The 22722-nt window shown below is 61.4% G+C and carries 23 protein-coding genes; 12 read left to right on the top strand and 11 right to left on the bottom strand.

From position 1 onward, the window contains the following. Positions 1-61: 61 nt before the first annotated feature. Complete coding sequence (locus AOA59_RS16900; RefSeq protein ID WP_056860727.1) at positions 62-703, bottom strand: HD domain-containing protein; 642 nt, start codon at positions 701-703, stop codon at positions 62-64. Between the two features lie 255 nt (positions 704-958). Here AOA59_RS16900 and AOA59_RS16905 point away from each other — a divergent pair, with 255 nt between their 5' ends. Then, on the top strand, positions 959-1924 hold the full coding sequence (locus AOA59_RS16905) for a GlxA family transcriptional regulator (protein WP_099488385.1): 966 nt from the start codon (positions 959-961) through the stop codon (positions 1922-1924). Here AOA59_RS16905 and AOA59_RS16910 read toward each other — a convergent pair. Continuing rightward, on the bottom strand, positions 1902-2255 hold the full coding sequence (locus tag AOA59_RS16910) for a carboxymuconolactone decarboxylase family protein (protein WP_058421201.1): 354 nt from the start codon (positions 2253-2255) through the stop codon (positions 1902-1904). The genes AOA59_RS16905 and AOA59_RS16910 overlap by 23 nt on opposite strands. Positions 2256-2354: 99 nt before the next feature. On the opposite strand from AOA59_RS16910, the gene AOA59_RS16915 reads away from it, so the two are divergent. Further along, a complete protein-coding gene (locus AOA59_RS16915) occupies positions 2355-3263 on the top strand; it encodes an AraC family transcriptional regulator (RefSeq protein ID WP_099488387.1) in 909 nt (302 codons plus the stop codon). A 106-nt stretch (positions 3264-3369) separates the two neighbouring features. On the opposite strand, the gene AOA59_RS16920 is transcribed toward AOA59_RS16915, so the two are convergent. Next, the gene (locus AOA59_RS16920) at positions 3370-5724 is read right to left on the bottom strand and encodes a penicillin acylase family protein (protein WP_099488389.1); all 2355 of its coding nucleotides are present in this window, start codon (positions 5722-5724) and stop codon (positions 3370-3372) included. A 157-nt stretch (positions 5725-5881) separates the two neighbouring features. Between AOA59_RS16920 and AOA59_RS16925 the strand changes: the two genes are divergently transcribed. Beyond that, the gene (locus AOA59_RS16925) at positions 5882-6988 is read left to right on the top strand and encodes a GNAT family N-acetyltransferase (RefSeq protein WP_099488391.1); all 1107 of its coding nucleotides are present in this window, start codon (positions 5882-5884) and stop codon (positions 6986-6988) included. Next, entirely contained in the window at positions 6985-7863 is an 879-nt protein-coding gene (locus tag AOA59_RS16930; protein WP_099488393.1) for a hypothetical protein, read from the top strand. The genes AOA59_RS16925 and AOA59_RS16930 overlap by 4 nt, the downstream gene beginning before the upstream one ends. Here the strand turns inward: AOA59_RS16930 and AOA59_RS16935 are convergent. The 4 genes from AOA59_RS16935 to AOA59_RS16950 form a co-directional block, all read right to left on the bottom strand. Beyond that, positions 7841-9058 (bottom strand): DegT/DnrJ/EryC1/StrS family aminotransferase, encoded by a 1218-nt coding sequence (locus tag AOA59_RS16935; RefSeq protein WP_099488395.1) that lies wholly within the window; start codon positions 9056-9058, stop codon positions 7841-7843. The genes AOA59_RS16930 and AOA59_RS16935 overlap by 23 nt on opposite strands. Beyond that, complete coding sequence (locus AOA59_RS16940; protein ID WP_065931811.1) at positions 9055-9468, bottom strand: multidrug efflux SMR transporter; 414 nt, start codon at positions 9466-9468, stop codon at positions 9055-9057. Before AOA59_RS16940 ends, AOA59_RS16935 begins: the two co-directional genes overlap by 4 nt. Then, positions 9468-9824, bottom strand: coding sequence for an EamA family transporter (locus AOA59_RS16945; RefSeq protein WP_026013873.1), 357 nt, complete (start codon positions 9822-9824; stop codon positions 9468-9470). Before AOA59_RS16945 ends, AOA59_RS16940 begins: the two co-directional genes overlap by 1 nt. A 94-nt stretch (positions 9825-9918) precedes the next feature. Continuing rightward, positions 9919-10497 carry a DUF6436 domain-containing protein gene (locus tag AOA59_RS16950; RefSeq protein WP_099488397.1) on the bottom strand — a complete coding sequence of 193 codons (579 nt, stop codon included), beginning with the start codon at positions 10495-10497 and terminating at the stop codon, positions 9919-9921. 99 nt (positions 10498-10596) lie between these two features. Here AOA59_RS16950 and AOA59_RS16955 point away from each other — a divergent pair, with 99 nt between their 5' ends. Next, the gene (locus AOA59_RS16955; protein ID WP_099488631.1) at positions 10597-11538 is read left to right on the top strand and encodes an alpha/beta hydrolase; all 942 of its coding nucleotides are present in this window, start codon (positions 10597-10599) and stop codon (positions 11536-11538) included. A 102-nt stretch (positions 11539-11640) separates the two neighbouring features. Here the strand turns inward: AOA59_RS16955 and AOA59_RS16960 are convergent, their stop codons facing one another. Next, on the bottom strand, positions 11641-12393 hold the full coding sequence (locus tag AOA59_RS16960) for a DUF2059 domain-containing protein (protein ID WP_099488399.1): 753 nt from the start codon (positions 12391-12393) through the stop codon (positions 11641-11643). A 131-nt stretch (positions 12394-12524) separates the two neighbouring features. Between AOA59_RS16960 and AOA59_RS16965 the strand changes: the two genes are divergently transcribed. Continuing rightward, complete coding sequence (locus AOA59_RS16965) at positions 12525-13157, top strand: 2OG-Fe(II) oxygenase (protein ID WP_026013871.1); 633 nt, start codon at positions 12525-12527, stop codon at positions 13155-13157. 2 nt (positions 13158-13159) lie between these two features. Then, the gene (locus tag AOA59_RS16970) at positions 13160-13642 is read left to right on the top strand and encodes a DUF523 domain-containing protein (protein WP_099488401.1); all 483 of its coding nucleotides are present in this window, start codon (positions 13160-13162) and stop codon (positions 13640-13642) included. A gap of 119 nt (positions 13643-13761) precedes the next feature. Here the strand turns inward: AOA59_RS16970 and AOA59_RS16980 are convergent, their stop codons facing one another. Then, complete coding sequence (locus AOA59_RS16980) at positions 13762-14235, bottom strand: transporter substrate-binding domain-containing protein (RefSeq protein ID WP_099488404.1); 474 nt, start codon at positions 14233-14235, stop codon at positions 13762-13764. Between the two features lie 133 nt (positions 14236-14368). Between AOA59_RS16980 and AOA59_RS16985 the strand changes: the two genes are divergently transcribed. After that, positions 14369-14809: a DUF4399 domain-containing protein gene (locus AOA59_RS16985; RefSeq protein ID WP_017139512.1), complete on the top strand. Its 441-nt coding sequence runs from the start codon at positions 14369-14371 to the stop codon at positions 14807-14809. 65 nt (positions 14810-14874) lie between these two features. On the opposite strand, the gene serA is transcribed toward AOA59_RS16985, so the two are convergent. Then, on the bottom strand, positions 14875-16104 hold the full coding sequence (serA, locus tag AOA59_RS16990) for a phosphoglycerate dehydrogenase (RefSeq protein WP_065902258.1): 1230 nt from the start codon (positions 16102-16104) through the stop codon (positions 14875-14877). Between the two features lie 226 nt (positions 16105-16330). Here serA and AOA59_RS17000 point away from each other — a divergent pair, with 226 nt between their 5' ends. The 4 genes from AOA59_RS17000 (at position 16331) to AOA59_RS17015 (ending at position 20600) form a co-directional block, all read left to right on the top strand. Further along, entirely contained in the window at positions 16331-17725 is a 1395-nt protein-coding gene (locus AOA59_RS17000; protein ID WP_065912281.1) for an FAD-binding oxidoreductase, read from the top strand. A gap of 21 nt (positions 17726-17746) precedes the next feature. Further along, a complete protein-coding gene (locus tag AOA59_RS17005) occupies positions 17747-18412 on the top strand; it encodes a fumarylacetoacetate hydrolase family protein (protein ID WP_017139509.1) in 666 nt (221 codons plus the stop codon). 235 nt (positions 18413-18647) lie between these two features. Further along, positions 18648-19571 carry an SdiA-regulated domain-containing protein gene (locus AOA59_RS17010; protein ID WP_099488405.1) on the top strand — a complete coding sequence of 308 codons (924 nt, stop codon included), beginning with the start codon at positions 18648-18650 and terminating at the stop codon, positions 19569-19571. Positions 19572-19691: 120 nt separating this feature from the next. Next, positions 19692-20600 carry an SdiA-regulated domain-containing protein gene (locus tag AOA59_RS17015; protein ID WP_065912277.1) on the top strand — a complete coding sequence of 303 codons (909 nt, stop codon included), beginning with the start codon at positions 19692-19694 and terminating at the stop codon, positions 20598-20600. On the opposite strand, the gene AOA59_RS17020 is transcribed toward AOA59_RS17015, so the two are convergent. After that, positions 20601-22547, bottom strand: a complete 1947-nt coding sequence (locus tag AOA59_RS17020; RefSeq protein ID WP_099488632.1) for an autotransporter domain-containing protein — start codon at positions 22545-22547, stop codon at positions 20601-20603. It lies immediately after the preceding gene. Between the last annotated feature and the right edge of the window lie 175 nt (positions 22548-22722).

The following is a 22722-nucleotide window of genomic DNA, read 5'->3' on the forward strand; positions in this document are numbered from 1 at the left end:
CCAAGAGCGGACGCGGAGCGTCCATGGCTGCATTCCCACGCAGAGCGTTGGAACGATCTAGTCAGGCAGCCCACGGTGACTTGCGAATCACCTCGACAAAGTTCATCGGCTTGAACCCCGGCTCCTGATCCACCAGCACATCGGTCTTCACGTTGCCAAACGTGGTCTGCGGACGATGGCGCAGGCCGTCGGCAAACGCGCAGATGATGCACTCCTTGAACCCTTCGCCGCGTGGATGCGCATGCACCACGGCTTCGCGCTGCACGCTGGAAAAGGCGGCGTAGTCCATGCCCAGCACGTCCATCTCAACGCCTGCAGTCACCAGCGCCACGGTCGGGCGCAAATGCTGCGGTACACCCGGCGTGGTGTGCAGGGCGATCGACAACCAGACTTGTTCGATATCGTCATCGCTCAGCCCGTAAGGCTTGAGGAACGCGGCCGCTGCGTTGGCGCCGTCCACTTCGAAACGCTCGTTGTCACTGCGATGGCCTTCGACCAGGCCCAGGTCATGGAACATCGCGCCGACGTACAGCAGTTCCGGGTTGTAGGCCAGTTGCTTGCGCTCACCGCTCAACGCACCGAACAGAAACACCCGGCGCGAGTGGTGGTAAAGCAGGTCGGATTCGACGTCGCGGATGTATTCGGTGGTGGCCTTGGCCAGGGCGCTGTCCGGGATCTGGATGCCGGCGATGGCGTTGCTCATGGTCGTTCTCCTCAACAAAGCGCCAGGGGTGGCGCCGATGAGTGAAGTCTGGTCCCGTACCCGCGATGGGGCTATCGCGGCGAGGGTGCGATGTCGGCCAATGTGGCGCGATATCAAGCCACATGCGGTCAAATGTGGGAGCTGGCTTGCCTGCGATGCTGGCGACTCGGTCTGTCAGTTAGACTGAGGGGATGCCATCGCAGGCAAGCCAGCTCCCACAGGGGTTTACGTTCCTCCAGTAGAAGGTGTGTGTTCATGGGCAAAACCGTCGCCATCCTGATCTTCCCCGGCGTCCAGTCACTGGACGTGACCGGCCCCATGGATGTGTTCTGCGAGGCCAACCGTTTTCTGCCGCCCGAAGACCATTATCAGCTTGAAGTGATCGGCCTGAGCCACGGCACTATTTCAGCCTCCAACGGCCTGTCATTGCAGGCCCACAAGCATTACTGCGACGCCTTGCAAGCCTATGATCTGTTGCTGGTTGCCGGTGGCCCGCAGCTGCCGTTCGAAGATTTCGGCGCCCCGTTTGATGATTGGCTACGCGGCGCCGCCGCCCGCGCACAGCGTTTCGGCTCCATCTGCAATGGTGCCTTCATGCTGGCCCGTGCCGGATTGCTGGATGGCAAAACCGTCACCACCCACTGGAACGACGCCGCCGACCTGGCGCGCCTGTGCCCCTCGGCCCAGGTCGATGCCGACCGCCTCTACGTGCAGGACGGCAATCTCTACACCTCGGCGGGCGTCACGGCCGGCATCGACCTGTCCCTGTATCTGCTGGCCCAGGACCACGGCCCGGAAGTCGCGTTGAGCGTGGCCAAGCGCCTGGTGGTGTTCACTCAGCGCTCGGGCGGCCAGTCGCAGTTCAGCCCGTTCCTCACGCCCCACGCCGAAAGCACCTCGGCGGTGGCGTTGGTGCAGTTGTATGTGCTGGCGAACCTGACCGGGGATTTGGGCATTGCCGACCTGGCCAGGGCTGCCAATATGAGTGCGCGGAATTTTTCCCGGGTGTTTGCCCGTGAAGCGCGCATAACCCCCGCCGAGTTTGTCGAGCGGGCGCGAGTAGACGCGGCGCGGGTGATGCTCGAAAGCAGCCCCGCACCGCTGAAAACCGTGGCCTACCAATGCGGCTTTCGTGACGCCCAGCACATGCGCAGTGTGTTCAACCGCCGGCTGGGCGTGACGCCGCAACAGTTCCGGCTTAACTTTGCGGCGCCGGTGTGAGCGTGTCGTAGGCTTCCAGCGCGCGCAGCGAATAGATGTACGCAGCACCGGCATTCAGCGAGATGGCGGTGGCGAGCGTGGCGGCGACTTCTTCGCGGGTCGCGCCGGCCTTGATCGCCGCGTCGGCATGCGCGGCGATACAGCCGTCGCAGCGTGTGGTGATGGCCACGGCGATGGAAATCAGCTCACGGGTCTTGGCGTCGAGTACATTGTTTTCCTCGGCAGCCTCGCCCAGCGCCATGTAGGCTTTGACCATCTTCGGGTTGCTCTTGCCCAGCGCACCAAAGGTTTTATTCACGTTAGCAAGCAAGTTGGACCAGTTATTGAACATTGCGGTAACTCCTGAACGGGTTGGGTGTGAAGCCAGTGTGCGCGGTTCAGGTTTGGCGCTTTTGTTCGATCCACTCACCTTTTTGACCGATGCTCGCAAATGAACTCCATCGACACCCTGATTGCGTTGGCCAACCTGCGCGGCAGCCTGGACCTGCGCTGCCAGTTCCAGGGCGCATGGGCCATGGACCACGCGCCTGAGCCGCTGGGCGTGGCGCCGTATCACATTGTGCTGGCGGGCACCTGCCATGCCGAGTTGTCGGGCGGCCAGCAGGTGACGCTGGAGGAGGGCGACATTCTGTTGATGCCCGGTGGCGCGACGCACCTGGTGCGCAGCCAGGGCGTGCGGGTAAAACCGGTGGCGCAGACCGTTATTGAGGGCGGCCTGTTGCCGATCCACCGCCTGGGTGGTGAGCAACCGGACGTGGACATGCTCTGCGGCAGCTTTCGCTACAACCGCCAGTCATTGTTGTTCGGTGCGTTGCCGGACTACCTGGTGGTGTCCAGCCGCCAGTGGCAGGGCGATGGGCAATTGGCAGCGCTGATTGCCTTGTTGCGCAGCGAAGCGGACGGCCAGCAACTGGGCGCACGCTCGTTTATCGACGCGCTGTCGCAGGCCTTGTTCACCCTGATCCTGCGCACCTGGCTGACCCGCCAGGCGCCGGTGGCGGGCACCTTCGCCTTACTCGCCGACAAACGCCTGAGCAAAGCCTGGCAGGCGATGCTGGCCGAGCCCGGCCATGAGTGGACCATCGACAGCCTGGCGGCGGCAGCCACCATGTCGCGGGCCACCTTCATGCGGGCGTTTGTGAAAGTCGCGGGTGTGTCGCCGTGGGTGCTGCTGACCCAGCTGCGCATGGAGCTGGCGTTCAACCTGCTGCGCCAGTCGCGCCTGAGCCTGCTGGATATCGCTGCGCAGGTGGGTTACCAGTCCCAGGCGGCGTTCAGCAAGAAATTCAAGGAAACCTATGGCGAGGCGCCAGGGCGGATGCGGGCGAACACAGACTAACTGCGATAGCATCAACTCGGTCTGCCTGATGGACCGAGTTGATGCTATCGCAGGCAAGCCAGCTCCCACACAAGCCAGCTCCCACATTGATCGGGTTTAAAGGCTGTTATCGGGCAGGCAACAGCTTCAGCGTGCCACGGGTATTCGCCGTCACCTCTTCCTCACTGAAATGCGCCTGCTCGTACCCACCCTCGATATAGGTTTCCGCCTGGTCGCCATAGTGCGAGTCAAACGGCACGCCGCTTTGCCCCACGGGGTTGATGGTCAACGCATGGGCCGGGTCGGCAAAGTCGATCAGGCGCCGGGTCGACGGGCCATAGGTCACGGGCCACGGCGCAGGGCCGATCATGGCCGATTGGTTGTTCGGCACCTCGTGGGTGCCCGGCGCCGGGAATGGGCCGACGTTGAAAATCTTGTCCAGCGGCTTCTGCATGCCCAGCGGGTGCCCGTGGGTCAGGGTGTGGGCCTTGCCCCACTGCCATTGCGACGGGTCATCGCCAAAGGTGGCCTTGAGGTGCGCCAGGCTGTTGTCCCAGGCAAGTTTTACCGTGTCGGCGCGCTTGCCGTTCCACCATGGTGAGTCCGCTGAGGCGGCCAGGCGTGGCAGTGCGGCGTCGATCACCCGCGTGGTGATCAGGGTTTTGAACATCGCATCGCCCAGTTTCGGGTGGAAGGCCGCGTCGGTGAGGTTGAACAGGAACTGGTTGAACAGCGTGGCACTGGTGGAGTCCAGTGGGTAGTCGCCTTTCCAGCTTGCAAGCTGCTCCACCAGTTTAAGCTGCGCCGGGTCCTTGACCACTTCACGCAGCACCGGCAACAGCGGCGCCAGCAGGCGTGGGCCGTAGGCGGTGGTGGTACCCAATTGCAAGGCCTGGCTGTTGTTCACGTCCCACTTCACGCTTTTGTCGCTCAACTGCGTGTTCAACTGCTGGCCGCGGTCGGCGAGGTTGTAGTAACCGGGGATCTCCATGCCGGTGGGCGAGGCCGGCTGGGCGTTGGCCGACACCACATAACCACGGGCCGGGTTTTCTTCCTGTGGGTTGGCGCTGAACGGGTAGAAGCCCAGCTTGTCGGCCTGGGCGGTACTGCCGTCGAGAATGAATGCCGGGTTCACGCCGGCCGGGCGGATCGGCAACTGCGCCGCCGCCCACCAGCCGATATCGCCCTTGGCATTCGCCCACACGATATTCAGGCCCGGCGCCGAAACCTTGGCGGCGGCGGCGCGCACCTTGGCCAGGGTGTCGGCGCGGTTGAGTTCGTAGAAGCCTTCGAGGATCGGGTCTTCGGTGTCGAGGAACGCCCACCACATGGCAATCGGCGTGCTGCCGGCATTCTCGCCCAGCACGTCATTGATGATCGGGCCGTGGGGCGACTGACGCAGGGTGAGCGTCACCGGCGCCTGACCCTTGACTGCAATCTGCTGTTCGCTGCTGGTCAGGTTGACCCATTGGCCGTGGTACCAGACCTGGTTGGGGTTGTCCGGGTTGACCTTTTCGGCGATCAGGTCGAGGTCATCGTTCTGGAACATGGTCAGGCTCCAGCCGAAATCCAGGTTGTGCCCCAGGAAGGCCACCGGCACCAGTGCGTTGTGATAGCCGTACAGCTCAAAGCCCGGCGCCGACAACTGCGCCTCGTACCACACCGACGGCACCGAGAAGCGAATATGCGGGTCGCCGGCCAGCAACGGCTTGCCGCTTTTAGTGCGGCTGCCGCTGATGGCCCAGGCGTTGCTGCCTTCGAACTGCGGCAAGCCGTTATCGGCCAAGGCCTTGTCACTCAAGGCGGCGAGGGCGCCGAGGGATTTCCAGTCGCCGGCAGCCAGGTTGAGGGCGCCCTTGGGTTGCCAGTCGAGGTCGAAGACTTTCAGGTAGTCGCTGCCTAACTGGTCGCGCACGTAAGTCAGCAGCGGCTCGGTACGAAACGCGGCCGCAAAGCTGTAGGCCATATACCCGGCGACGCTGATGGTGTCCTCGGCGGTAAAGCGTCGTTTAGGGATGCCCAGCACGTCAAACTCCATGGGGCTGGCGTGGCTGTCCTGATATTGGTTGATGCCGTCCAGGTAGGCTTGCAAGGCCTTCCAGGCTGCCGAGTCGTGATCCATGTGCTCGACGTAACTCAAGGCGCGCTCGCGAATGCGCAGGCTGCGAAACAGCTTGTCGGTCTCCAGCATCTTCGGCCCCAGCACTTCGGCCAGCTCGCCACGGGCCAGGCGCCGCATGATCTCCATCTGGAACAGCCGGTCCTGGGCATGCACGTAGCCCAGGGCGCGGTACAGGTCGGTCTCGTTCTCGGCGCGAATGTGCGGCACGCCGCGGTCGTCATAACGCACCGTGACTGCGCCTTGCAGGTTGGCCAGTGTCTCGGTGCCCTGGCGGGTCGGTTGCTTGCTGTAGACATACCAGCCAGCGCCGGCCAAGAGGGCGGCAATCAGGATAGCGAGCACGGTCAGGCTGCGTTTCATGGACGGTCCTTGAGTCAGTCACCTTGAAGGTCAACGGAGTCTAATCGGTTTGGCGAGCACTGCGGGAAATGCTGATATGCCGCAGCGACAGCCGAGGTTCAAGTGCAGAATGTGTCGAGTCGCTACTATTGCGCCGGTCATCTTTGAGCTTTTTTCCATGACTTGCGCCACGCCACCTATCCCAGACTCCAGCCGCCCCGAGGTTGCCTATGCGTGCTGTCTGGAAGCGCCATCGTTAATCGGCCGGTTTTTGCAGCACCCGCCGGAGGGTTTTGACGCGCGGCTGTCCGCCCAGGGCCTGCCGTACTTCTTCACGCCATTCGACCTGCTGACGACGGCTGAAGACGAGTTCGCGAACCGTGTGCGCGGCTGGCCCGGGTTTGGTCTTTGGAATGCGTGGCTGCGCATCGACAGCTGCTTTGTCGGCACCACGGTCAGCGAATATTCGCCATTGCCCCGCAACGTACCGCCCCAGGACCTCGCGCAGTGGCTGCAAGAAGAGTGCGCACCGCAGCGCAAACTCATGGTCGTCAAAGATGTGCCCTGCGACTCGCCGCTGCTGAGCGAGGCGGATAACCGCTACGCCCAAGCCTTGATCGAGGACTGCACCCGGCGCGGCTTTATCAGCCTGGAAGGCCAGGCGCTGGCTTATGTGCCGATCAACTTCTGCAACATCGACGAGTACCTGGCGCGTTTGTCCCACAGCCGTCGGCGCAATATCCGACGCAAATTGCGCAGCCGCGAGGCATTGCGGGTGGAAGTCTTGAACACTGGCGATACGCGCTTCAACGATGAGGCCTGGCTTGCGCAGTTGTACGGCCTGTACAAGGCGGTGTACGACCAGAGCGAGATCCACTTCGACCTGCTCACCCCGGAATTTTTCAGCAGCTTGTTGCAGGATGCCGCCAGCAACGGGCGGGTGTTTTGCTACTGGCACTGCGACGAACTGATCGGCTACAACCTGTGCTACGTGGAGGGCGACAAGCTGCTCGACAAGTACATCGGGCTCAACTATCCGCAGGCGTTGGAGTTCAACCTGTACTTCGTCAGCTGGTTTGTGAACCTGGAATACGCCGTGGCCAATGGGCTGAAATTTTATGTGGCGGGTTGGACCGACCCGCAGGTCAAGGCCAGCCTTGGCGCCGACTTTACCTTCACCCGCCACTTGGTCTGGATCCGCAACCCGCTGCTGCGCAAGCTCGGCAACCGTTTCCGCCATTACTTTGAAAGCGATGCGCAGTGGCAGCAGGAGAAGCCCGAATGAGCCAGGACCGCGCGCCGCTGATCCTCGATTTCGACAGTGCCGTGAGTGACATTCCCGGCGCGATCACCTTGCCCATGCAGGCCTGGCAGGAAAAAATCCGCTTCGGTTGCCGCTGGGCGCAGTTCAAGGAACTGGAAACCGCCCTGCACACGCAGATGCCCAGGGATTACGGCTGTGTGTTCACTGGCAGCGGCGATTATCACCACCTCAGCCAGCTGCTGCTGAACCGCCTGCCGACGCAGCAGAAATTTCAGCTGATCATTTGCGATAACCACCCCGACAACATGCGCTACCCGTTCGGTATCCATTGCGGCTCATGGGTTTACTGGGCCAGCCGCTTGCCCCAGGTCGAGCATGTGCATGTGCTGGGCATTGGTTCGCAGGATATCGGCCTGGGTCACGCCTGGGAGAATCACTGGTCGCCGCTGCTCAAACGCAAGCTGACCTACTGGAACGTCAACGTCGACACGCGCTGGATGAACTGGGTCGGCGCCGGGCGCAGCAACCGTGCGTTCAGCAACCCTGATGCGTTGATGCGTGCGTTCCTGGCGCAGTTCGACCGAACGCTGCCGGTTTACCTGTCCATCGACAAAGATGTGCTGAGCCCCGAAGTGGTCAACACCAATTGGGACCAGGGCGAGTTCCTGGAGCAGCATTTGAACGACCTGATCGACGCTTGCCAGGGCCGGATCATCGGTGCGGACATCACCGGCGATGTCTCGGCTTACCACTATGAGAGCAAGTTCAAACGCTGGTTGAGTGCCTCCGATGGCCAGGAAGAACTGCCGCCGGCGCAGGTGCAGATCTGGCAAGCACAGCAGAATGAGCTGAATGGCCGGCTGGTGACCCGGATCAATCAGGGTTGGCGACAATAACTTTTAGTTGGGCGAATACGCGTTCGAAGTGTTCGTCCGTCAGCCAATGGCTGTTGCTGATCGACAGTGTGCGGCTGGCAAACGCCTGGGCCTGGCTAATGTCGCCGCCCGGTTGCAGCAAAGGGGCGACGGCGGGGTAGTCCGGCAAGGTGTGGATAAACAGGCGCGTCACGCCCAGCCCGGCCGTCCACAGTTGCGCCATGGCGGCATCACGCGCCTGTGCGGTCGGCATCAGCACCATTAAAAACGGCCAGGTGCCTTGCTGCCCCAGCCGGTCCATGATCACCGAGACGCCGGGCAAGTCATTCAAACGTGCTGCCCGGCGCAAGGCGCGGGTACGGCCTTGCTGCAAGTGGTCGGGCAAGCGCGCCAGGGCGGCGGCGCCGACCTTCTGCCGATAACCGCCGAGGCGGTGCAACGGGATATCGTTGACCGAAAAATCATCGCCCACGGCGCCGACTTCGTCGCCCTGTGCCAGCGCCGAGCGCAAGGCGTTGCCATACACGTAGTGCAAGCCGCGCGGTTGGTAAAGCAGCGCGTAAGCCCAGAGTTCGGCGCTGCGTTGCAGCTCCCAGCGCAGGCTGAAGGGCAGGTCCTGCGCGCACTGGCGGTGCAATGCCTGATGCAGCACCGGGTCGCGGCTGAACAGCACGCCGCCTTCGGCCGTGGTCAGGCCTTTGCCGAATGCCAAGCTGAAAAACCCCACGTCGCCTTTAAGCCCGACGCTGCGGCCATCGTCGAGGGCGCCCAGGGCTTGGGCGGCGTCTTCGATAACCAGGGCGCCGACTGACTCGGCAATACGCTTGGCGGCGTCTACATCCGCCACGCGCCCGGCCAGGTGGGTGACCACCACGGCCAGGGTACTGTCGTCGCACAGCTGCTTGAGGTGTTGCTCGTCGAGGTCAATGCTGGCGGGCTGCAAATCACAGGGCACCACCCGCAACGGCGGGCAGTAATGCGCGGCCAAGGCCACCAGCGGGCAGGTGTACGCCGGCACAATCAGCCGGGTGCGGCCGGGCATGCGCTGCTGCAACACGCGCAGGGCGATAATCAGCGCGGCTGTGCCGGAGCAGGGCAGTGCAGGCAGTGGAATCGAAAACTGGCGGGCCAGCGACTGGGCGAGGTCGCCCGATAAACTGAGCAAATCCCGCCCGCGCAAGGGCAGGCCGGCAGTGGGCGGGATTTCCTTGTTCATGACACCAGTGGCTGCGAAGGCTCGGCCTCGACGGTTTTGCTCTCTTTGTCTTCACTGCGCGCCAGGCACAGGATGCCCGCGATGATCAGCGCGCCGCCGATGATTTTCGGCCAGGTCAGGGTGTCATCGAACAGCCAGACCGAGATCAGCGTCACGCTGATCAACTCCAGGTGCGAGGCCGCAAACGCAGGGCCCACCGGCGCGTACTTGAGCAAGGTCATCCAGGTAAAAAACGCGCCGATATAGCCGACAAAAGCGCCGTAGATCCACGGCGCGCCAAACACGCGCACCAGCCAGGCGGCATCCATGGTCAACGGTTCGGCATGCACCGAGGCAAATTTGAAACTGACCTGCGCCAAGGTGTCGAAAATGATCAGCGCGAGAAAACCCAGGATATAAAAACGTTTCATCATTCAAACCCTACGACGGTCACGCCACAGGCGATCAGCATGATGCCGATCAACCGCCATTTGCTCAGGCTTTCCTTGAACAGGAAACGCCCGGCAATCATGATCACCACAATGTTGATCGAGCCCAGCATCACGCCGACCGACAACGGCACCAGCGTGAGAAACGCCAGCCACAATACGAATTCGAAGACATAGCAGATCACCCCAAGCCAGATCCACGGGCGCTTGAGCATGTGCTTCCAGTGGGCGAGGCCGTCATGCTCGGCGCTGGCCGAGGCGGCGGCTTTGAACGCCAGTTGGCCGGACGTATCGACGATAACGTTGAGCATCCAGAGGATGATGGTTAACTGGCTCATGGAGTCTCGTGTCTGCTTGCAATGTCACTGGACGCTTACAATACAGGAGCCTGCCGGCCAGGTTAGCGGAGTTTGCCGGTCGAACAGCCGGCGTTCAGTTTGACGCCTTGCTCCACTGGCAATAGCAGCCCACCGCCAGGGTGTGGGTGGCATCGACTTCGCGCCCGGCCTTGAGGGCTTTGAGGATAGGTTCGATAAAACTGTTGCTCGAATTGCACGTCAGCCCTTCGCTGTACGGCCCGAAATACGCGAGTTTGCCGCTGCGATCCCAAATGCCAACGGCCGGCGTTGCCGGCACTTGGTCGGCGCCGAGCAGGGCATCGAGCGGTTTCATTTTGCGCAAATTGTCGGGCAGTTGGCCGTGGCTGCCGGCCTTTTGCAGGGCGTAGAACTCAACGCCCTGGGGCGCGTATTGCTCGATCAGTTCACCCAGGTGCTGCTGGTTGCCGACGTTGCAGGGGCAGGCCGGGTCCCAGAAGTGCACCAGGCGAATCGGGCCGGGGCCTGCCAGTTCGGCGGGCAGGCGCAGGGCATCACCGGAAAACACCGCCGTGTGTTCGCTGAATGCGCGTAAATAGCGGCCCTGGAACCAGTCATAAGCCGCCCACAGCACGCCGGCGCAGATGACCAACAGCAGGCCGGCAAACAAGGCAGAGCGGTAGGGTTGTCGCATTCGGAACTATCCTCGAAGGTCGCGTAGCTTGCCATGCTTGCCCTGACAGATGAATATCGCAGCTCGATATTCATCTTCACCGTCAGTCTGGAAGCCTTTATGCCTGTGAGTTTTGACCCCGATCATCTGCGCGAGAGCTTGCGGCCACTGGTGGATGCGCAGCCGCTCAGCGTCGAGGCGCGGGTCTACCAGCGTTTCTATGGGCTGGACCTGGCGGCGCGCAAAGTGCCTGCGGTGAGCCGTTTGGGGCGCTTTGAGGTAGATGGCTTCCAGGTGGTGGCGCAGGTGTGGTGGCCGGCGGCGCCGGTGGCGACGATGTTCATGTACCACGGTTTCTACGACCATATGGGCCTGTATCGGCATGTGGTGGACTGGGCGCTGGATCAAGGTTTTGTGGTGATCGCCTGCGACTTGCCAGGCCACGGGCTTTCCAGTGGCGCGCGCGCCAGCATTGATGATTTTGCGGTGTATCAGAACGTGGTGCAGGGGTTGTTCGCCCAGGCCAAAGCCCTGCAACTGCCGCAACCGTGGCACCTGTTCGGGCAAAGCACCGGCGGCGCGGTGGTGGTGGACCATCTGCTCAACCACGGCGCCGACAGCCCGGCCCAAGGCAAGACCTTCCTGCTCTCGCCCCTGGTACGGCCGCGTGCGTGGGGTTGGTCGCAGGTCAGCTATTACCTGCTGCGCCCGTTCGTCAAAGGCATTGCGCGGCGGTTCAGCGAGAACACCCACGATCCCAAATTCAAACCCTTTCTGGAAGCTGACCCGTTACAGCCGCGCCAACTGCCCACCGCCTGGGTGGGCGCGCTGGCGCGCTGGATCAAGCGCATCGAAGCCGCGCCGCAAAGCCCAAGGCGGCCGGTGATCGTGCAGGGTGAGGAAGACATGACGGTGGACTGGCAGCACAACTTGCAGGTGCTGCGGAACAAGTTCGACCAGCCGCAGGTGTTGATGCTGCCGCGTGGAAGGCATCATTTGGCCAATGAGATTCCGGAGATTCGCGATGAGTACTTCAGGTATTTGACGGACCATCTGAAGTAACACAGTTCAATGTGGGAGCTGGCTTGCCTGCGATAGCGGTGTCAACTGATACTCCGCCATCGCAGGCAAGCCAGCTCCCACACAAGCCTGTTTTCACATTACTTATTGCGTCAGGCTGGAGGTGCTTTGGCCTACTGCAAGTCCGGCGCGAATCGCGGCCAGCGCCGCCTTGTAATACGCCCGACCGTCCGGCGACTCTGCAAACGTGGCGAATTCTTCCAGCTCCGGGTCGGACAAGTCTCGGTAGACGTACAGCAGCGTGTTGTTCAAGTCGTTACCGATCTGCTGCATCAGCCGCTCACGTTGGCCGTTCAGCATGCCTTGCGCCTGACCGCCGCCCAATAGGCCGGGAATCATTTGGCTCAAGCTGTCGGCCGCCACGCCGGCAATCGCCAGGCTGACTTCCGCACCGGCTTCGCGGGCCGGCAGCGCCTGGGCCAGGTGGCCGATGATCAGGCTGCGGGTGGCGTCGGCTTCAATGTGCGGCAGGCCCTTGGCATTTTTCGCCAGTTGGTCGCGGCGCGTGGCCAGCAGTTCGGCGGCGACGATTTTGCGGCCCAATGGCGACTGGAAAAACGCCAGGGCCGGTTTCGGGTCCGTCAGGTTTTTGCGCAATTGCGCCTCGGCCCGCTGGTCGACGGCCTGGGCGGCGAAGCGTTTATTACTGTTGTCCACCAGCGCCTGGTACACCGCCGGCGGCAGGCTATTGCGGTAGCGTTGCTGGGCGGCACTGAGGGCGTCATTGAAATGCGCACGTTGTTCGGCCCAGCCGGCGACCTTGTACAACTGGTCATGGCCGTCTGCCCAGGCGGGCAAAACGCAGAACATCAGCAAGGAAAAAAACAAACGACGCATAGGGACTCCTGTCAGTCGGCCACTATTGTCCGTGTCGGGCGTAGGATTTGTCGAGAAATCCTATCAGTCACCTGACTAAAGTGTGTTCAGACGCTCGGCGGCTCTGTCGGATTCATAGGCGTATGGATACTATGCGCGCCATGCAAATATCCCTCGAACACCCGCTGCTGCAACGCATCGTCGACGACCTGGCCGAAAAAGGTTGGTCGCAGCAGAACGGCTTCCTGCCCCAGGCTCTGACCCTGGAGTTGGCGGCTGAGTGCCGTAAACGTGCGGCTGAGGGTGAATTGGCTCCGGCGGCTGTAGGACGGGGACCCGCGCAGGAGATACGCGAGGGCATTCGCGGTGACCATATCCAGTGGCTGGAGGAGGGCGACGCCGCTGTCTGCGAGACCTACATGAGCGTGATGGACAGCCTGCGCCTGGCCATGAACCGCAGCCTGTTCCTGGGCCTGGAAGATTTCGAAAGCCACTTCGCGATGTACCCGCCAGGGGCGTTTTACCTCAAGCATCTGGACCGTTTTCGTGACGATGACCGGCGCATGGTCTCGGCGGTGGTCTATTTGAATGACGCCTGGTTGCCTGAGCATGGCGGCCAGTTGCGCATGTACCTCAAGGGCGGCGTGGAATACGATGTGGTGCCCACCGGTGGTAGCCTGGTGGTGTTCCTGTCGGGGGAGGTGCCCCATGAGGTCCTGCCCGCCACGCGTGAACGCCTGTCCCTGACCGGCTGGTTTCGCCGACGCGGTAACGAGCCGTTTTAACCATGGAAAAGATTCTGATCAGTCGCTGCCTGCTCGGGCACAAGGTGCGCTATGACGGTGGCGCCAGCGGCCCCTTCGATCAATTGGCGGCCTGGCAGGCCGAAGGCCGGGTGGTTGCGATCTGCCCGGAAGTGTCAGGCGGTTTGCCGACACCGCGGCCTCCCGCTGAGATCGCCGGCGGGCAGGGTATAGCTGTGTGGGAAGGGCGTGCGCAAGTGCTGACGGGCGAGGGCGAAGACTTCAGCGCCGCTTTCCTCGACGGCGCCCGCCAGGCTCTCGCGTTGGCGCAGCGGCATAACATCCGCATCGCCATCCTCAAGGCCAATAGCCCGTCCTGCGGCAACCTGCTGACCTATGACGGCACCTTCAGCGGCGTAAAGGTCAGCGGCGAAGGCGTGACCGCGGCGCTGCTCAAGCGCCATGGCGTGCGGGTGTTCAGTGAGCTGGAGTTGCCTGAGGCGGCAATTGCCCTGGCACAACTTTGAGGTTCAACCCAGATCAAATGTGGGAGCTGGCTTGCCTGCGATAGCGGTCTTGCAGCCAGCTCATCTGCTGACTGACTCACCGCCATCGCAGGCAAGCCAGCTCCCACATCGACTGTGTTTCACTCAGGTGCAAACCACTTCTGCGTCAGCGCCTTCAAGCGCCCATCGGCCTTCACCCGCTGCAATGCATTGTCCAGGCTGCTTTTGAAGGCCGGGTTGCCCTTTTGGAATGGAATGGCCAGCTCAGGTGTTTGCTTATAGGCCTCACTGAAATCGAACCGATCCTGCAGCGCGGCAGTCATAGCGATATGGTTGATGGCCACGTCGAACTTGCCGCTTTCCACACCCGGCAGCAGGTCGGCGTCATCGACGGTGATGAACGAGGGGCGAACCTCCATTTCCTTGGCCAATTGCTCACCCAGCTCCACTTCAAAACCGGTTAGCTTGTCACCGTCCTTGAAGTTGTACGGCGGGGTGTTGGCCTCAAGGGCGATGCGCAGTTCGCCGCGATCAAACACGTCATCGATCAGTTCGGCGTGAGCCAGTGGGCTCAACAGGGGCATTAAAAGTACAAGGCCAGGCACAAAGCGCATGGTCGCTCCTAAAGAATTTGTGCGTGCGAGGCGCCATTGAGCATCGCTTGCTAGGGTGTTGAGTGCCTTGGACAGCAATTTGCCGCGAAGTTGTCATAACCCTACAGATTTCACCGTAAAACTGGAGAAGCGAATGAAAGCCCTTTTGTCCCGTGCAACCCTGGCCAGCCTCTTGCTGGGTGCTTCGATGTTGGCCACAGCCGCTGATGGTATTCCGCGCAGTGCGCCACCGGAAGGCGCCAAAGTCTTTATCGTGTCGCCCAAAGACGGCGCCACCGTCGATAAAACCTTCACTGTGAAGTTCGGCATGGAAGGCCTGAAACTGGCGCCAGCGACCAGCCAGGACCCAGGTACCGGCCACCACCACCTGCTGATCGACCAGAAAGAACTGCCGGACGCCAGCGTGCCGATCCCGGCCACCGACACCGTAATCCACTACGGCAAGGCCCAGACCGAAACCGAGCTGACCCTCACCCCAGGCAAGCACACCTTGCAACTGGTAGCCGGCGACAAACTGCACATGCAGTTCAACCCGACTGTAGCCTCGAAAGTCATCACGGTTAACGTCAAGTAAGATTTGTTCAGATGCAAAAAAAGGGAGCCCCGAAAGGCTCCCTTTTTTGTGCAGCGTTCAAAGCGTTAGAACAACACGCGGCTACGGATGGTGCCGTTGATGTGCTGCAGCTTCTCTTGCGCCAGGTCCGAGTACTCGGCGTCGACGTCGATTACCACGTAGCCGACTTTCTCGTTGGTCTGCAGGAACTGACCGGAGATGTTGATGCCGTTTTCTGCGAAGACCTTGTTGATCTCCATCATCACGCCAGGGATGTTCTGGTGGATGTGCAGCAGACGGTGCTTGCCAGGGTGAGCCGGCAGCGCCACTTCCGGGAAGTTGACCGAAGACACCGAGGTACCGTTGTCGCTGTACTTGACCAGCTTTTCCGACACTTCCAGGCCAATGTTGGCTTGGGCTTCAGCGGTGGAGCCGCCGATGTGCGGGGTCAGGATCACGTTGTCCAGGCCACGCAGCGGGCTTTCGAAGATGTCGTCGTTAGAGCGAGGCTCTACCGGGAACACGTCGATAGCGGCGCCGATCAGGTGCTTGTCCTTGATCGCGTCGGCCAGGGCGTCCAGCTCAACCACAGTGCCGCGTGCCGCGTTGATCAGGATGCCGCCTTTCTTGATGGCGCGGATTTCCTTCTCGCCGATCATCCACTGGGTCTCAGCGGTTTCCGGTACGTGCAGGGTGACGATGTCGGACATGCCCAGCAGCTCGGTCAGGCTCGCCACCTGGGTGGCGTTGCCCAATGGCAGCTTGGTCAAGGTGTCGTAGAAGAACACCTGCATGCCTAAGCCTTCGGCCAATACCGACAGCTGCGTGCCGATCGAGCCGTAACCGACGATACCCAGCTTCTTGCCACGGATTTCGAAGGAGTTGGCCGCACTTTTGATCCAGCCGCCACGGTGGCAGGAAGCGTTTTTCTCAGGAATGCCGCGCAGCAACAGGATCGCCTCGGCCAGCACCAGCTCAGCAACGGAGCGGGTGTTGGAGTACGGTGCGTTGAACACCGCGATGCCGCGCTCGCGCGCAGCGTTAAGGTCGACCTGGTTGGTGCCGATGCAGAAACAGCCGACGGCCACGAGTTTCTTGGCGTGGTCGAAGATCTCTTCGGTCAGCTGAGTGCGGGAGCGAATGCCGATAAAGTGCGCGTCGGCGATCTTTTCCTTTAACTGGGCTTCCGGCAGAGAACTGGTGATGTACTCAATGCTGGAGTACCCAGCGGCTTTCAGTACGTCGACAGCCGATGGGTGGACGCCTTCCAGAAGAAGGAACTTGATCTTGCTCTTATCGAGAGAAGTCTTGCTCATCTGCGTAAACCTGTATCCCGGAGAAAAATGGCAGGGAATCGAGCAGTTAGTGCCTTGAATCAGTGCACAAGAGCTGACCCGGACGGCAGGAAAGCCGTCACCGCAGAAACGCCCTTGGGCTCTGTCCTGCGGGGGCGGTATGCTAGCATACGTGCCCCGCTAAACACCCATTCCTGCGACGTGAAGCGTTCTCAGGATGACCATGAATTGTTCGAGAGTTCCGTCGATGACCCATCCTGCCCTGATTGATGAGCTGAAGACCCTGGTTGAGCCCGGCAAAGTGCTGACCGATGCAGACTCCCTGGAGGCTTACGGCAAGGATTGGACCAAGCACTTCGCCCCCGCGCCGACCGCTATCGTGTTCCCCAAGACCATCGAGCAGGTGCAGGCCATCGTCCGTTGGGCCAATGAACACAAGGTGGCGCTGGTGCCATCGGGCGGGCGTACCGGCCTGTCGGCCGCTGCGGTGGCGGCCAATGGCGAAGTGGTCGTCTCGTTCGACTACATGAACCAGATCCTCGACGTGAACCTCACCGACCGCACCGCCGTGTGCCAGCCGGGCGTGGTCACCAAGCAACTGCAGAACGTCGCCGAAGAAAAAGGCCTGTACTACCCGGTGGACTTCGCTTCGTCGGGTTCGAGCCAGATTGGCGGCAACATCGGCACCAATGCCGGCGGGATCAAGGTGATTCGCTACGGCATGACCCGCAACTGGGTGGCCGGCATGAAGGTGGTCACCGGCAAGGGTGACGTGCTGGAACTGAACCGCGACCTGATCAAGAACGCCACCGGCTACGACATGCGCCAGCTGTTTATAGGCGCCGAAGGCACCTTGGGCTTTGTGGTCGAAGCCACCATGCGCCTGGACCGTGCGCCGAAAAACCTCACTGCGATGGTGCTCGGTACCACCGATTTCGACTCGATCATGCCGGTATTGCACGCGTTCCAGAGCAAACTGGACCTGACCGCCTTCGAATTCTTCTCCGACAAAGCCCTGGCCAAGGTCATGGGCCGTGGCGACGTGCCGGCGCCGTTTGAAACCGACTGCCCGTTCTACGCGCTGCTGGAGTTCGAAGCCACCACCGAAGAAGTTGCCAACCACGCCCTGGAAACCTTCGAGCACTGCGTGGAGCAGGGCTGGGTGCTGGACGGCGTGATGAGCCAGAGCGAAACCCAACTGCACAACCTGTGGAAACTGCGCGAGTACATCTCCGAGACCATTTCCCACTGGACGCCGTACAAGAACGACATTTCGGTCACTGTCTCCAAAGTGCCGGCGTTCTTGAAGGAAATTGATGCGATCGTCGGCGAACACTACCCGGACTTCGAAATCGTCTGGTTCGGCCACATCGGCGACGGCAACCTGCACCTGAACATCCTCAAGCCGGAAAACCTGAGCAAGGACGAGTTCTTCGCCAAGTGCGCTACCGTCAACAAGTGGGTGTTCGAGACCGTCCAGAAGTACAACGGCTCGATCTCCGCTGAACACGGCGTGGGCATGACCAAGCGCGATTACCTGACTTACAGCCGTTCCCCGGTTGAAATCGAATACATGAAAGCAGTGAAAGCGGTGTTCGACCCGAACGGGATCATGAACCCTGGCAAGATTTTCGCTGTTTAACCGCCCTGAAGGAGTCGTTTCATGAGCTACCAGCACAAGTATGTCGACGGCACCAACATCCACTTTCCCCTGGGCAAAGTGGTGTGCATCGGGCGTAACTACGCCGAACACGCCAAGGAACTGGACAACCCGGTGCCGACCGAGCCGTTGCTGTTCATCAAGCCGGGCAGTTGCGTGGTTGCGCTGGAAGGCGGTTTCGCCATTCCGACCGAGCGCGGTTCGGTGCACTACGAAGCGGAAATCGCGGTGCTGATCGGCAAACCCTTGTCGACCAAACCCAGCCGTGAAGAAGTGCTGGATGCCATTTCCGGTTTCGCTCCGGCGCTGGATTTGACCCTGCGCGACAAGCAGGCCGAGCTGAAGGCCAAGGGCCTGCCGTGGGAAATCGCCAAGTCTTTTGACGGCGCGGCGGTCATCGCACCGTTTGTGGTGAGCAGCACCTTTGCCGACGTGACCGATATCGGCATTCGCCTGACCATCAACGGCGAAGTGCGTCAGGACGGCAACAGCTCCCAGATGCTCAACCCGATCGTCCCGATGATCCAGCACATGGCCGGCTGCTTTTCGCTGCAGGCGGGTGATGTGATCCTCACCGGCACCCCGGCGGGTGTAGGTCCGTTGAATGTGGGCGATGAGCTGGTGCTGGAACTGGGTGGCGGCAGCCGTTTCGAAAGCGTCGTTCGCTAACAGATCGTTCCCACGCTCTGCGTGGGAATGCAGCCCTGGACGCTCTGCGTCTGCTCTTGAGGTCGTGACGCGGAGCGTCACAAGAGGCGTTCCCACGCGGAGCGTGGGAACGATCATTTGACAGCTGTGGTTTTGCATTTTTTTCACACGCCATCCGGATAATCACCAGCCTCCTGCGCGCGGGCTTGTTGATCCTGTGCTATCACCTAAAGCTGACTCTGCGGAAAAGCGCTCAATGGCCGTGTCCCTGCCTACCCTGACTTCCAAGCCCCGTTCGCGTTTTGCCCTGCGTTGGTATTCCTGGCTGTTTCTGGTCGGGGCCATTGTTTACGGCATTGCCTGGGCGATGCACTGGGACGACCGTGGGGTGCTGTGGATCGCTGAGCGCTTCGAAACCCCGGCCGAACGCCAGGCCAGCGTCTGGCTGCCGGATTACCAGGCGGTGATCGATGGCAAATTGCTTCCGGGCATGGAAAAGGATGAGGCTTCGGACCTGTCCTACAACCCGCAGACCAAAACCCTGTTTTCCGTGATGGGCAAAAACCCCTTCCTGGTTGAGCTGAACCTGCAAGGCGATGTGCTGCGCAAGATGCCGCTCAACGGCTGGAGCAACCCGGAAGGTGTCACCGTGATGGAAAACGGCCTGATGGCCATTGTCGACGAGCGCATGCACACCCTGAGTGTGGTGAACGTCGACGCCAGCACTCAGCAACTGAACTATGCCGACTTCAAGCACTATGACCTGGGCCCCTCCAAGGACCAGAACAAGGCGTTTGAAGGTGTGACCTGGGACAAGCGCAACCAGCAGATCGTGCTTGGCGAAGAGCGCCCACCGGCGTTGTTCACCTGGAAAAGCGATGGCGCCACGCTGAACGGCGATAAGCAGAAGATCGCCAGCACCGAGCTGGACATGCGCAATCTCTCGGCCCTGGCCGTCGACCCGCGCACCGGGCATTTGCTGGTGTTGTCGGCCGATTCCCACCTGCTGCTGGAGCTGGACGAGCACGGCGAGCAAGTCAGCTTCATGACCCTGCTCGGCGGCTTCAATGGCCTGAAAAACACCATCCCGCGTGCGGAAGGCGTGACCATGGACGAAGCCGGCACCTTGTACATGGTCAGTGAGCCGAACCTGTTCTATCGTTTCGAGAAGCAGAAATAGCCGACGATTACGTCGGATACTTCGCTATCAGCGGCATTCGCCAGACAGTCGACTGCGTTTAAGTTTAAATTCAGACGGGCGTGATACTTATTCGCCACTTTTTGACTTTGAGCTTGCCTGATGCGTCGACTCGCCCGCCCCAAACCCGCGTTTTTTATCCTGTTGCTGCTCGCCCTGGTGATTGCCGGGGCGGTCGCGCAGAACTTTCGCTTGTTCGAGCGGGCCTGGTTCAACCTTCAAAACTGGCGCCATCCTGCCGATGAGCGCTCCATCGGCTTGAATGATTACCGGGTCAGCCTGGAAGCCAAGGTCATCGAAGGGCTCGACGATGATGTCTCGGCCCTCACGTACGACCCGATACGCAAAAGCCTGTTTACGGTGACCAACAAAAACGCCGAGCTGATCGAGCTGTCGCTGGACGGCAGGATCCTGCGGCGTATCCCGTTGGTGGGCTTTGGCGATGCCGAGGCGGTGGAGTTCATCAGTGACAACATTTATGTGATCAGCGATGAAGCCCAGCAGCGGCTGATCAAGGTACACGTGAATGACGACACCCAATTTCTCGATGCTGCCGATGCGGAGCAAATGACCTTGGGCGTGCATATCGGGGGCAACAAAGGTTTCGAGGGGCTGGCTTACGACTCGGTGGGCAAGCGCCTGTTCGTGGCCAAGGAGCGCGACCCGATGCTGATTTACGAGGTGCACGGGTTTCCCCATTTCAAACCGGAAAAAACCTACTCGGTGCATGTGATCAACAACCCCAAGCGCGATGCCGGGCTGTTTGTGCGTGACCTGTCGAGCCTGCAGTACGACGAGCGCAGCGGGCATTTGCTGGCGCTGTCGGATGAGTCGTTCCTGGTGCTGGAGCTGGACATCGACGGTCGCCCGTTGAGCAGTCTTTCCCTGCTTAATGGGCGCCATGGCCTGAAAAAACGCGTGCCTCAGGCCGAAGGGATCGCCATGGATGACGAGGGCTCGCTGTACCTGGTCAGCGAGCCGAACCTGTTTTACGTGTTCAAAAAGCCCTGATCAAAACATCCATTGCACGCCCAGGGAGTAGCCGGTCTGGCTGCCCTCGGCATGCCCAAGGCGGCTGTTGACCTCGGCGTACACACCCAACTGCGGGGTGATCGCCAACTGGCTGCCGATTTGTGCGCGGCCAAAGCTTTTGTCCACGGAACCCAGCTTGGCGGTGCGCGCCTGGTCATCGGCGCGGGCGGTCAATTGCAGGTCATCGAGGCGCCCGTCAGCCAGTTCCTTGACCCAGGCGATGTCGCCGTAAGGCAGCAGGCTTAAGCCATAGGGCAGGGCGACGGCGCCGCGCACGCGCCAGCCGAGGCTGGCTTCCAGAGAGTCGAAAGACTGTTCTTCGTACTCCAGCGCCGTGCGCAGGTTCTGTTTCTCGTGGAACTTGTCGATGCGCGAGTGGCTGTAATCCAGCCCGGCAAACGGCCCGCTCTTGATTGCGCCGAAGTCGAAGTCATAACCGCCGAGTACGCGCGCGCCCAGGGACAGCGCGTCGGTGTTGCCGCTCAGTTGCTGATTGAGCAGCACCGGGCCGCCATTGGCCTGGATCAGCAGGTTGCGCTTGGCCTCGAAACGCGTATGGCCGACGCTCAGGTCACCCGCCAGCCAGCCTGGCCCGCCATCGTTGAGCAAGGCGTAGACCGCGGCCTGCCAGGTGTCGCTGTCGAGTTTGCCGCGTTGCTCGAGCTTGTCACGACCATTGAGGTAACTGAGGCTGGCGCCGATATTCAGGCTGGAGGTGAGCTGATAGTCACCCAAGGCGTGCACGCCCAGGCGCCGGGCGTCGTGGTTGAGCGGGCTGTCGAAGCCGCTGTCCGGGGTGTATTCGCCGTCCATGCCGATTTCGCCGTCGAAGCTTCCGACCTCACGGCTGGCCGCTTGCAAGGTCAACCAACGGCGATCATGCAGGCGCACCATGGCCTGATGCTGGCGTTGCAGGTTGTCCTGCATATTGCGCGCAACGGCGCCGCCCGAGGCGGTCGAGGCCAGCAGGTCGGCGTTGGTCAGCTCCAGCACCAGGCGGCTGAGCAGGCGCGAGTAGTCGCGCAGGCGCTGGTCGATGCGTGCCTGGCCGAAAGCGTTGGTGAGCACGGTTTTGTTGTCTTCTGCCGGGTCGTGCCAGGTGGAGCCGCCGGGGATTTTCGGGTTGTTGGTCTGGGTGTAGCCGTCCAGATCGCCCAGCTCCCAGTTGGTGGCTTCGACGTACAAAATCGGGATCTTCAACGGTTCGAACGGCTCGCCATCACTGCAGCAGCCGGTGCCTTTGGGGTATTGCGGGTCCAGGCCGGGGTTAGTGAACAACGGGATGTTCAATTCCCTGGCGATCTGGAAGGTGTGTTCGCGCAGCGATGCCAGCGCGGGGTTGGCGGTGCTGTTCTGGCCGGCGTGGGCGTACATCATGTCGCCGGTGATCAGGCTGTCGAGGTTGATCATCGCCAGCATGTTCGCGCGTTGGCTGGCGCTGAGTGAGTCGACAAAGGCCTTGGAGCCGCGCAGGCCTTCTTCTTCGGCGCCGAAGGCGACCACTTGCAGGCCGTTTTCCAGCTGCAAACCGCCAAGGTTCTTCGCCACTTCGGTCAGCACGCTGGCGCCGGAGCCGTTGTCGTCCAGGCCTTGCAAGGTCGGGCGGCCAAAGTAGGTGTCGAAGTGCGCGCCAATCACCACGTATTGCGCTTTAGTGCCGGCAGCATAGGCCACCACGTTTTGCGAGGCGCGGGTGCCGTTGTTCCAGGTGAAGTTCTGGCGACTGAGGCTGTAGGCCGACCCCATCTGGCTTTGCATCCAATCCGCCGCGCCGGCGAAATTGGCCGTGCCGCGATACCGGCCGGGGTAATCGTTGATCAGCTTTTCCAGGGTGGTATTGGCGTGCTGGCCGTAATCATAGGCCTGGGTTTGCGCCGACAGCAGGCTGCCGACCACGCTGATCGCGAGGACTAGGGGCTTTATCACAAGGTCTTCCTTGAGGTGATTGAGGTTTTCCAGCCCAGACCCTTTGCACAATGCGCGCCTCATTCCCTGGGTGAGCGCGAAGTGGCGCATTGTTAAACGCGTGGGTCGCCTGGCTGTAATTTGTAACGGATTTGATACCAATAAAGGCTTGGGATGCCGTGACGTGGCGCACGGT

It is taken from the genome of Pseudomonas sp. 2822-15 (genome assembly GCF_002742515.1).
Taxonomy (GTDB): Bacteria; Pseudomonadota; Gammaproteobacteria; order Pseudomonadales; family Pseudomonadaceae; genus Aquipseudomonas; species Aquipseudomonas salomonii.